This window comes from Fictibacillus sp. 23RED33, from assembly GCF_015903925.1.
GTDB lineage: Bacteria > Bacillota > Bacilli > Bacillales > Fictibacillaceae > Fictibacillus > Fictibacillus phosphorivorans.
This window is the reverse complement of the sequence record NZ_JACZDX010000012.1, coordinates 48,940-59,273: the sequence shown is the minus strand read 5'-3', so window position 1 is coordinate 59,273 and position 10,334 is coordinate 48,940. Positions and strand designations below refer to the sequence as shown.

Here is a 10,334-nt window from a genome sequence, read left to right as displayed (position 1 = left end):
TTGTTTGGCTTGTCTTTTTCCGAGACAGCTTTATCATCTTACCGAATGGAAGTTATAAAGTCAAGCACTTTTTTAAAATTCTTTTTTGATCATTTTTACGATCATATGGTGGGCCTAAATGGACTCGAACCATCGACCTCACGCTTATCAGGCGTGCGCTCTAACCAGCTGAGCTATAGGCCCGTAAAAAATAATGGAGCGGGTGATGAGAATCGAACTCACGACCAGAGCTTGGAAGGCTCTTGTTTTACCACTAAACTACACCCGCATAAGTATGGTCGGGAAGACAGGATTTGAACCTGCGACCCCCTGGTCCCAAACCAGGTGCTCTACCAAGCTGAGCCACTTCCCGTAAGTAAATATGGCGCGCCCTGAGAGATTCGAACTCCCGACCTTTTGATTCGTAGTCAAACACTCTATCCAGCTGAGCTAAGGGCGCATATTTAAAATGTATTCTATGTTATAAGTTAAAGTTGGTGCGGTCGAGAGGACTCGAACCTCCACGGGGATACCCCCACTAGCCCCTCAAGCTAGCGCGTCTGCCATTCCGCCACGACCGCGCGGCTAGGATGCCAGCGCATGAGCACTGCAACTTATTGAGAAAATTAATATGGTGCGGGTGAAGGGACTCGAACCCCCACGTCAAAGACACTAGATCCTAAGTCTAGCGCGTCTGCCAATTCCGCCACACCCGCATATTAATTTGAAAATGGTGAGCCATGAAGGATTCGAACCTTCGACCCTCTGATTAAAAGTCAGATGCTCTACCAACTGAGCTAATGGCTCTCACTCGAAGTGTTTTAAACACTTATCTTAAAAAGAAAAAATGGCTGGGCTAGCTGGATTCGAACCAACGCATGTCGCAGTCAAAGTGCGATGCCTTACCGCTTGGCTATAGCCCAACACCTTAGAAATAATGGCGGACCCGACCGGGGTCGAACCGGCGATCTCCTGCGTGACAGGCAGGCATGTTAACCACTACACCACGAGTCCATCAATCTATAGGTATTACTTTTATGAAAGTATATGGTGACCCGTACGGGATTCGAACCCGTGTTACCGCCGTGAAAGGGCGGTGTCTTAACCGCTTGACCAACGGGCCACATGGCAGAGAAGAAGGGATTCGAACCCTCGCACCGCGTTAGCGATCTACACCCTTAGCAGGGGCGCCCCTTGAGCCACTTGGGTACTTCTCTGTATGGCTCCACAGGTAGGACTCGAACCTACGACCGATCGGTTAACAGCCGATAGCTCTACCACTGAGCTACTGTGGAATGTCTTTTAAGGACAATTAATATCATAATCGTTTTCGTCTCAGATGTCAACTAGTTTTAGAAGTTTTTTCTGAGCCGCTTTCGCTATAGTATACCTGCTTTTAAATGCTATGTAATAGGTATGTCTAACAGCGACTTTATTAAATTACCACATACTTAATATCGAAGTCAACACCCTATTTTAAAGAAACCTGTTTTAATTTCCCCCTACACTTTCCACACACATATCTTTTCGTATCAATTTGCCTTTTTCTCTTATATGACTGCATACAGTTTGTGCACATGTAGGCGTATTTATAACTCTCTGTTCTTCTTTTTTCCGGGATGGATTGACAGAATCGAGAGCCGCCTACTTTATTAAGCCAAAATTTGAAGTCATCATCACCGTGTTTATATCCTCTACCTTCAATGTGCATATGATAGTGCACTAGCTCATGCTTAATGACCCCGATCAATTCTTCCATACCGAATGCCTCATATAGATGAGGATTCATCTCTATATCATGGGACCGTAAAAGATAACGTCCTCCTGTAGTGCGCAGCCTTCTATTGAATCTCGCTTGGTGGCGAAATGTTTTTTTGAAGAACTGAATTGAGATTTCCTCAGTTAGCTTCTGCAATTCTTCATTCGTCATGGTCAAGCTCCTTACATTTCAAGTTCACATCAACAAGCTCCTATACATAGACTAATACACAAATAACGGATTGGGAAGAAGTTCAAGGAGGTTCTCTATATGCCAACATGGTTTAAAAGACAGCTCCGTCGTGCTTATTATCAAAAAGACCGTTACCAAATCCGCTTACTTAATCAATGCTGGTTCTTTTATAACAAAAAACACTCCTCCAGTGAAGAGTAATCCACTGGAGAAGTGCTTCATCTTGAGTTGTATCCTTTATTTAGGTGCGATCATCGTTAGAGCGATTCGCTGTTTCGCTACATCTACAGAATCTACCCATACCGTTACGACTTGCCCTACACTTACTACGTCCATCGGATTTTTCACAAACCGTTCGGTAAGTTTAGAAATGTGAACAAGCCCGTCCTGTTTGACGCCTATATCGACAAATGCACCAAAATCTACAACGTTTCGAACGGTCCCTTGCAGCTCCATTCCTTGTGACAAGTCCTCCATCTTAAGAACATCTGTTTTTAGGACTGGCCCAGAGAAAGCATCACGAGGATCTCGACCAGGTTTCATGAGCCCTTCGATTATATCCTTTAATGTTGGGACGCCGATATCTAATTTTTCTGATGTCGCTTCAAGTGAAAGTGATTTTAACTTTTCCGCAAGAGCATCAGAGCCGATGTCAGCTGGCTTGAATCCAAGCTCCTTCAATAAAGCTTTCGTTGCAGGGTAGCTCTCTGGGTGAATACCCGTCTGATCAAGCGGTTGATCTCCGTCTACTACACGTAAAAACCCGATACATTGCTCATACGTTTTTGCACCAAGACGAGGAATTTTCTTAAGTTCTGTTCGGTTTTTGAACTTCCCTACCTCGTTTCGTTTGACGATAATATTTTGCGCAACGGTTTTGGACAACCCGGATACATATTGAAGAAGAGACGATGATGCGGTATTCACGTTAACACCCACTTGGTTAACCGCCGTTTCCACAACAAATGAAATTTCTTCACCAAGTCTTTTTTGAGAAACATCATGCTGATACTGGCCAACTCCGATAGATTTTGGATCGATTTTTACAAGCTCGGCCAATGGGTCTTGAAGTCTTCGCGCAATGGATACCGCGCTTCTTTCTTCAACTTGAAGGTCAGGGAATTCCTCTCGAGCGACCGTGGATGCGGAATATACACTCGCTCCCGCTTCGTTAACAATCACATATGCTACCGATCTCTCTAAGTCCTTTAACGTCTCTGCGATAAACTGTTCTGTTTCGCGTGATGCCGTACCGTTTCCGATTGCAGCGATCTCGATATCATATTGGTCGATTAGTTTCTTCACGATTGCTGCCGATTTTTCTACCTCTGATCGAGGCGGTGTCGGATAGATCGTCTGAATATGAAGCACTTTCCCGGTTTCATCTACTACACCTAGTTTGCAACCCGTTCGGTAAGCGGGGTCAACACCTAGAACAACTTTTCCTTTTAGAGGTGCTTGTAATAGAAGACTTCTTACATTTTCAGAAAAAATATGAATCGCACGCTCTTCCGCTTGTTCGGTTAATGCCGCGCGAATTTCTCGTTCGATGGAAGGTGCAATCAATCGCTTATATGCATCTTCAATCGCTTCTATAATAAAAGGTGCTGCTGGTGAGCTCGAGCGTTTCACTACTTTTCTCTCCATCTTTAAAACGATCAGTTCGGAAGGAGCAGCGATACCTACTCTTAAAATATTTTCTTTCTCCCCACGATTGGCGGCCAAAACACGATGGGGAACAATCTTACGGATGGGTTCTTGATATTCGTAGTACATTTCGAACACTTTCTTCTCATCCAATTCCGTGTTCTTACCATCTGTTTTGATCTCACCTTTTGAAAATGTGTCTTCCCGAATCCATTTTCGCATATCAGCATTGTCAGACAGCATTTCAGCGATGATATCTTTGGCACCTGTCAATGCATCTTCAGCAGAATGCACTTCTTTTTCTTCATTTATGTATGCCGCACCTTCAGTTAGTGGGTCATCATTTCTTTGCTCTAACAGCCATAAAGCTAGCGGTTCGAGACCTTTTTCTTTCGCTACAGTCGCTTTCGTTCTTCTCTTTTGTTTATATGGACGATAGATATCTTCTAGATCTTGAAGCTTTTGGGCTTTTGCAATTGCTGCTGTTAATTCTTCAGTCAGTTTTCCTTGTTCTTCTATTAAACGAAGAATCTCTTCTTTACGTGAAGCTAAGTTTTGCAGATATGTCCATCGGTCCATAATATCTTTGATCTGTACTTCATCTAAACCACCCGTTAATTCTTTTCGATAACGCGCGATAAACGGGACCGTGTTCCCTTCTTCTAAAAGAGCAATAACCTGGTTGATTTGTTTTCCTTTTACGTTCAATTCTGTTTCCATTGTTTTCAACGCTTGTTCACTAATAGGTTGTCCCAATAAGAACACTCCTTTTTCAATCAATTAGTACTATTATAAACCAAGGAAGTGGTGGCGTAAAAATTGCATTGGTTATATCTGAGTTTGTAGACCATTTTCTTGTAAGTCGTTGATTTCCATTCCAGGTTGCTCGCTTTCCGCGGGGCAGGCGGTGAGCCACTTCCACTTTAAGGGCGGCCCACCTTTAGAAGTTCCTTGCTCCTGCGTCTAAAAGTTAATACTCCGTAGTAAGCTTCCTCGTCGCATGCCTTGCAAGAAGTATCTCATGTGGCTGGCACGCACCTTCCATTCCAATCAACTGTCAAAGTAGACGAGGAATTAAACGAAATAATCTTTTAGAAATTCAAAACAAAAAACACCACCCTACAAACTAATGAAGGTGATGTTTTACGAAATCAAATTTATTTGTCCGACGAGACAAGTTGCATCGTCATTGATGTCTTGAGGCAATCCACTAATATAGAGGACCGACTCTTTTGGTGATATCATTTTCGTTAACAACGAACGGCTTTGTGTATGAATATCCATACCATCGGAATAAAGCATCAAAGTTAACTCTTTCTCGAATTTAAAGTCTTGTACTTTAAACTTTTCAGGCTTTCCTGCAAGAAACCCGACTTTCGGTAAAGGGTGTATCGCTCTTTGTCTTTCAGCAGAGATCATAAAACGGATGTTACCAACTCCTGAATAAGTAGCTGTATGATTATGATAATCGACTTTAACGATGGCAATCACGGCCCCACGAGTATGTCTAAGCCCTTCATTACAAAGATGCATTAATCCCTCGACAGTTTCATGATGATTTTGATCGATAATATCAGTAGCGGCCCCAGAAGCTTCTTTCGCCATCTTACCGCTCCCTAGACCATCCGCCACTGCACAAATCAAATAATCTTCCGTTTCTTTCACATAAAAACTATCTCCGCAAAGATCATTTCCCTTTTTCGGTTTTTGATAAGAGGAAACAGATGCCTTGCTAAACTGATAGTGTTCGATCATCTAAGAGCCTCCGAAGGTGATACACGCAACGCTTCTTTTAGCTTTTCAAGTGCTCGTCGTTGAAGTCGTGACACATGCATTTGAGAGATATCTAAACGTTCTCCCGTTTCCTTTTGGCTTAAATTCTCGAAATACGTACATTGAAGAATTTCGCGTTCGCGTTCAGAAAGAACAGCAAAAGCTTTCTCCAAAAGCATCCTTTTATCAATCTGATCAAAACCAACATCATTGGAACCAACTAGATCGAGTAATGTAACCGTACTTCCTTCTTGATCAGCTTCAATAGAACTATCCACGGATAGAGCTTGATAACTTTTGCCCATCTCCATCGTCTCTAAAACTTCTTCTTCAGAAACTTCTAGATACTCTGCAATTTCAAAGATTTTCGGTGATCTCTGTAAACGCGTAGTTAGTTCTTCCACTGCTTTCTTGATTCTTGGACCTAGTTCCTTAATTCGACGAGGTACGTGGACACTCCATGTTTTATCACGGATAAAACGTTTGATCTCCCCAACGATTGTAGGAACAGCAAATGATTCAAATGATCTTCCAAACGTTTTGTCGTACCTTCTAAAAGCGGCAAGCAATCCGATCATACCGACTTGTACTAAATCGTCATGGATGCTTTTGCCTTTAGAAAACTTCCGAGCTAGTGAATGAACTAAGTCTTGATACTGCAACACAAGGTTAGTCTGAATCTCTTCATTCTTCGGGTCTTGCTGCAGTTCATCAATCCAAGCATAGACTTGTTCTTTACTGTGAAGGCGCTGGTGAGATTCTGTCGACATGTTCCTCCACCTCATCTCTGTGAAGATACTTCGTCATCATTACAACGACACCGGCTTCACTGCTTATTTCTACCTTGTCCATTAATGTGTCTATCAGAAAGAGGCCTAAACCTCCCTCATGCAGTTGATCAACTGATTTACCATCTACAGGGCCAAGATTTTTTGAGATAGATTCGACGTCAAAGCTTTTTCCTTGGTCGACAACCGTAATTTCCATGCGGTCATCATATATATTACAGCCAATACGAACTTGGCCTTTGTCTTCATCGGTATCAGTATAGGCATGATTTACAACGTTAGTCACAGCTTCTGATACTGCAATCTTAATATCTTCAATTTCGTCAAACGCAAAACCCATGCGGTTTGCCAAGCCTGAAATCGTTAGCCTGACGACGCCCACATAATCCGGTTTTGCAGGGACCTTCATTTCAATATAGTCGGACGCTGTTCTCATAGCGCCTCCCCCTTTACTCCACTTTCAATATCCATTACTTCTGTTAATCCAGTAATTTCAAAAATGCGCTTAACGCGTTCTGTCATGCCTCTTAATTTTAAAGAGCTGCTATTTGCTTTGGAAGATTTTAAAGCTCCCACGAAAATACCTAGCCCTGTACTGTCCATATATTCAATTCCAGAAAGATCTACAATTACGATGTTTCCTTTTGTCTCTGTTAACGGAAGCATCACTTCTTTTAACTTAGGAGCCGTATAAGCATCGACTTCTCCTGTTAGCTTTAATTCGTATGTTTCATTTATTTGATCTTGATTTATTTGCAAATTCATTTTATTTCCCCCCAAGCTTTGTATGGAACCATATAAGGTACCTTTACCCTAATCAAATACTGATTAAACCAGTCGTTTTAAAATAATTAAAGTAAAATCATCTCTGAGCTCAAAGCCTTGAAGGCGATCAAGCTCCTGAAATACATTCTCAACAATCTTTTGAGAGGGCAGATCCATATATTTACGAATAAGAGAAACAACTTCTTCTCTTTCGATGAATCCTTTGCTCGTTCTGCACTCAGTCACTCCGTCTGACAGAAGGATCACCATGTCTCCCACTTCTATCATCTTTTCATAAGGATGGTAGGTGGTTGTTCTGGATACGCCGAGTACAAGACCTTTTGCGATCAAGTCCTGAAACTCGTCTTCCTTAGCGTGATAGAAAAAGCCTGGTTCATGACCAGCACCCGCATAGTAAAATTTATGACTTTCTGGTTCATATACCCCATGAAACATGGTGATGAACATGTTACTATGAACGTTTTGTTCCACAACACGGTTTAAGTTTTCTAAAAGCAGATGAGGCTTCATCTGTTCTTCAGGCAAACTGTCCATCGCGTATTTAATCATAGACATACACAGTGCAGCGGGTATGCCTTTACCAATGATGTCTGCTACCGCGACACTTAAACTGTTGCCGCTCTTAACAAAATTATAATAATCACCGTTCATTTTTTTCGCTGGAACACTGACAACCCCTATGTCCAACTGATCAAATCCTGGGACATCACTGAGCAGTAACGTTTGCTGCATGCTTGCGGCAACTTCAATCTCTGATTCAAGCTGTTGTTGCTTATCACGTAAGCTTTGATGCTCGCGGTAAGCAAATCCGTAGCCGATCATCGCTTCGAGCAGGAAGTCAAAAGAATCTCTCATTTCTTCAGACATATCCGGAAACAGCTGATCCATCACTTGAATGTGTAAACTGACAAGATCTTCTGGTGATATCTGCTGTTCTAATAACTTCCTGCTGAATTGTTGCCCTTTATAGAGGGTCGTCTCTGTTTTAGCTTTTAGATAGACCGATAATAAATCTTGGTAACGTTCCGTTAGTGCGTCTTTTGCAGTCAAGAGCTCTCCTCCTAACGAAGCCATTTAGTAGCTGATATCTCCGTTCCCACATCAACTGTGGATTCGATTGAGAATTCATCCATTAAACGCTTCACGCCTGGTAACCCAGCTCCTAATCCGCCAGAAGTGGTATATCCATCTTCCATAACTTTTCGGATCTCTCGAATTCCAGGACCATTATCTAAGGCTACGATTCGCAGTCCTTTTCTTCCTAATTGATCGATTGGTTCAATGCAAATCTTACCTCGTCCCGCATATAAGTAGATATTACGAGCGAGTTCAGATATCGCTGTTGTTATTCTTGCTTGATCAACGTTTCCGAAACCTAACTCTTTCGCCATGTTTCTTCCAAGTTGACGGGCACTTACGATGTCCCACTCGTTGCGTACTTCCACACAGGATTGGATGTCCATAGTCATCCCTCCAGTTCCAGACGCAATTTATCAAGCCCCTGTTCTAAGTCAAGTGCTGTCGAAACTTCCCTCATTGAAATTCCAAGGTCAATTAAAGTAATAGCAACTGCCGGTTGTATTCCTGTTAATACAACTTGAGCTCCCATTAATTTTGACATCCTCACTACATCTCCAAGAACCTTAGCTATAAAGGAGTCGATCATATCTACTGACGTTAGGTCAATAACAACTCCTTTCGCACCTGTATCGTGAATTTTATTTAGTAAGTCTTCTTGAAATTGAAGAGCTGTCTGATCATCCATCTCTACTTGAATGGTGATCAATAAATATTCGTGCAATTTTAAAATAGGAATTCTCATTTTTTTACTCTCACTCCCTATTTATTGCTAATTAACTGCTGATTTGTGATTTCCAGAGCGTTTTCCATACCCTTTTGAAGCGTACTTTTCGTCGGGAACAGACTTAGATCAATTCCTAAGCTTACGATCGTTTGTGCAATTTCAGGACGTATTCCTACTAGGATACACGTAGAACCTAATAAACGCACAGCATCTGCTGCTTGAATAATATGATGAGCAACCATCGTATCAACGACCGGTACTCCCGTAATATCAATCAATACCACTTCCGAGCGATACTTGATCACTCCGTTTAAAAGGTTTTCCATAATCAGCTTCGCACGCTCTGTATCAATCGATCCGATAAGAGGCATAACACTGATATTTTTGAATACTGGGATTAATGGAGCAGAAAGCTCTAATAATGCCGTTTTTTGAACGGATACGGTTCTCTCCCAAATCTGAGAGGAGTTTTCAACAACGCGATTTAGAATCGGATCTAACCAGCGATCGATCTCACGGTATACAGCCGACACCTTCTCTTTGTCGTTTTCCGTTTCCACTAAAAGATTTAAAACGACACGACGTGCCGCTTGAAGTCCTTGTGTTAAATAACTTAATGGTAAACCTGTATGAAGAACTTGATCAAAAAAATCATCAAGTGTTCCGTCTTTAGAAATATCGTGAAAATTAATGTGCTTAATCAACATAGCAAAAAACTGTTGGTCCGTTTCTTCACTAAACTTTAAAGTTGTTCCAATCAGTTCTTTTTCTTTAAAAAGCTTAACTTCTTTAAGCCAATTATTTTTTAGGGTTTCTTGATTTTCATTGATCATCTGTACAATCAAGTTGTCCAATTTTTCTTGCACCCCCACTACATGTAGTCTCAATTCTATTATTTCACTTCTGAATATATTGTGCAATGTTTACTCTTTTACTAGCTTTGGATATATAACCCAAGATTCAAAAAGCTAAACATGTATTTTTTTACAAAAATATTTAAATAGTATTCGTATACTTGTTCCCATTAAAAGGGGTTCATTCCTTGCTGAGTCAGAGAATGAGTAATATGAACCTTAAAACTTAAAGTTTATCTTCTTTCATTAAAATACCTGATAACGCTCTAAACACCTTATGAATCCTTTTTGCATAATAGGAAAATTGTACCTAGTGTTCCAACTATCCTTTTAACTTCAGTAAAAAAATAAAAAACCGCCAGACATCCCCGTCAGACAGTTTCCTAAATGATGTTATAAAATTAAAAATCAACCAGACCAGTACTGATCTGCAATGCGTCGTCTACCCTGCGCATCATGTCTTCATCCAGTTGTGTTATTTTATCTGTTAATCTTTGCTTGTCAATCGTCCTGATCTGTTCAAGCAAAATAACTGAATCCCGTTCAAAGCCGTATTTTTTTGAATCTATTTCAACGTGTGTTGGAAGTTTAGCTTTCTGAATTTGAGCTGTGATTGCTGCAACGATAACAGTAGGGCTAAAACGGTTCCCGATATCATTCTGTATAATCAGTACAGGACGAATTCCGCCTTGTTCTGATCCAACTACCGGTGAAAGATCTGCAAAGTAAACGTCTCCGCGTTTGACTATCAA

12 protein-coding genes and 12 tRNA genes are annotated in these 10,334 nt (G+C 41.3%); 1 reads left to right on the top strand and 23 read right to left on the bottom strand.

The window, feature by feature from the left end:
- Positions 1–106: 106 nt before the first annotated feature.
- The 13 genes from IHV09_RS21220 to IHV09_RS21160 all read right to left on the bottom strand — a co-directional run bounded on the left by IHV09_RS21220 (position 107) and on the right by IHV09_RS21160 (position 1,909).
- A tRNA-Ile gene (locus IHV09_RS21220) sits at positions 107–183 on the bottom strand.
- 11 nt (positions 184–194) lie between these two features.
- A tRNA-Gly gene (locus tag IHV09_RS21215) sits at positions 195–268 on the bottom strand.
- Positions 269–275: 7 nt separating this feature from the next.
- Positions 276–352, bottom strand: a tRNA-Pro gene (locus IHV09_RS21210).
- A gap of 10 nt (positions 353–362) precedes the next feature.
- Positions 363–439, bottom strand: a tRNA-Arg gene (locus IHV09_RS21205).
- 35 nt (positions 440–474) lie between these two features.
- Positions 475–560: transfer RNA gene (locus IHV09_RS21200), tRNA-Leu, on the bottom strand.
- A 51-nt stretch (positions 561–611) separates the two neighbouring features.
- Positions 612–695: transfer RNA gene (locus tag IHV09_RS21195), tRNA-Leu, on the bottom strand.
- Between the two features lie 15 nt (positions 696–710).
- Positions 711–786: transfer RNA gene (locus IHV09_RS21190), tRNA-Lys, on the bottom strand.
- A 41-nt stretch (positions 787–827) separates the two neighbouring features.
- Positions 828–902, bottom strand: a tRNA-Gln gene (locus tag IHV09_RS21185).
- A gap of 15 nt (positions 903–917) precedes the next feature.
- Positions 918–993, bottom strand: a tRNA-Asp gene (locus tag IHV09_RS21180).
- A 34-nt stretch (positions 994–1,027) separates the two neighbouring features.
- Positions 1,028–1,102: transfer RNA gene (locus IHV09_RS21175), tRNA-Glu, on the bottom strand.
- A 3-nt stretch (positions 1,103–1,105) separates the two neighbouring features.
- Positions 1,106–1,196: transfer RNA gene (locus IHV09_RS21170), tRNA-Ser, on the bottom strand.
- A 3-nt stretch (positions 1,197–1,199) separates the two neighbouring features.
- Positions 1,200–1,274: transfer RNA gene (locus IHV09_RS21165), tRNA-Asn, on the bottom strand.
- A gap of 176 nt (positions 1,275–1,450) precedes the next feature.
- Positions 1,451–1,909, bottom strand: coding sequence for a SprT family protein (locus IHV09_RS21160; RefSeq protein WP_197192190.1), 459 nt, complete (start codon positions 1,907–1,909; stop codon positions 1,451–1,453).
- A 99-nt stretch (positions 1,910–2,008) separates the two neighbouring features.
- Here IHV09_RS21160 and cmpA point away from each other — a divergent pair, with 99 nt between their 5' ends.
- Positions 2,009–2,131: a cortex morphogenetic protein CmpA gene (gene cmpA, locus IHV09_RS21155; RefSeq protein WP_137792088.1), complete on the top strand. Its 123-nt coding sequence runs from the start codon at positions 2,009–2,011 to the stop codon at positions 2,129–2,131.
- Between the two features lie 36 nt (positions 2,132–2,167).
- Here the strand turns inward: cmpA and IHV09_RS21150 are convergent, their stop codons facing one another.
- The 10 genes from IHV09_RS21150 to IHV09_RS21105 form a co-directional block, all read right to left on the bottom strand.
- Entirely contained in the window at positions 2,168–4,297 is a 2,130-nt protein-coding gene (locus tag IHV09_RS21150; RefSeq protein WP_197265413.1) for a Tex family protein, read from the bottom strand.
- Between the two features lie 423 nt (positions 4,298–4,720).
- Entirely contained in the window at positions 4,721–5,332 is a 612-nt protein-coding gene (locus IHV09_RS21145; protein ID WP_197134384.1) for a SpoIIE family protein phosphatase, read from the bottom strand.
- Complete coding sequence (gene sigB, locus IHV09_RS21140) at positions 5,329–6,120, bottom strand: RNA polymerase sigma factor SigB (protein ID WP_066390807.1); 792 nt, start codon at positions 6,118–6,120, stop codon at positions 5,329–5,331. Before sigB ends, IHV09_RS21145 begins: the two co-directional genes overlap by 4 nt.
- Complete coding sequence (gene rsbW, locus IHV09_RS21135; protein WP_197134381.1) at positions 6,086–6,574, bottom strand: anti-sigma B factor RsbW; 489 nt, start codon at positions 6,572–6,574, stop codon at positions 6,086–6,088. The genes sigB and rsbW overlap by 35 nt, the downstream gene beginning before the upstream one ends.
- Positions 6,571–6,903, bottom strand: a complete 333-nt coding sequence (locus IHV09_RS21130; RefSeq protein ID WP_191755225.1) for an STAS domain-containing protein — start codon at positions 6,901–6,903, stop codon at positions 6,571–6,573. The genes rsbW and IHV09_RS21130 overlap by 4 nt, the downstream gene beginning before the upstream one ends.
- 63 nt (positions 6,904–6,966) lie before the next feature.
- Positions 6,967–7,974, bottom strand: a complete 1,008-nt coding sequence (locus tag IHV09_RS21125) for a PP2C family protein-serine/threonine phosphatase (RefSeq protein ID WP_197134378.1) — start codon at positions 7,972–7,974, stop codon at positions 6,967–6,969.
- 11 nt (positions 7,975–7,985) lie between these two features.
- Entirely contained in the window at positions 7,986–8,387 is a 402-nt protein-coding gene (locus IHV09_RS21120) for an anti-sigma regulatory factor (RefSeq protein WP_066285716.1), read from the bottom strand.
- A 2-nt stretch (positions 8,388–8,389) separates the two neighbouring features.
- On the bottom strand, positions 8,390–8,746 hold the full coding sequence (locus IHV09_RS21115) for an STAS domain-containing protein (RefSeq protein WP_066239455.1): 357 nt from the start codon (positions 8,744–8,746) through the stop codon (positions 8,390–8,392).
- 17 nt (positions 8,747–8,763) lie between these two features.
- Positions 8,764–9,582 (bottom strand): STAS domain-containing protein, encoded by an 819-nt coding sequence (locus tag IHV09_RS22730; protein WP_305069395.1) that lies wholly within the window; start codon positions 9,580–9,582, stop codon positions 8,764–8,766.
- Between the two features lie 401 nt (positions 9,583–9,983).
- Positions 9,984–10,334, bottom strand: coding sequence for a type II toxin-antitoxin system PemK/MazF family toxin (locus IHV09_RS21105; RefSeq protein WP_066239453.1), 351 nt, complete (start codon positions 10,332–10,334; stop codon positions 9,984–9,986).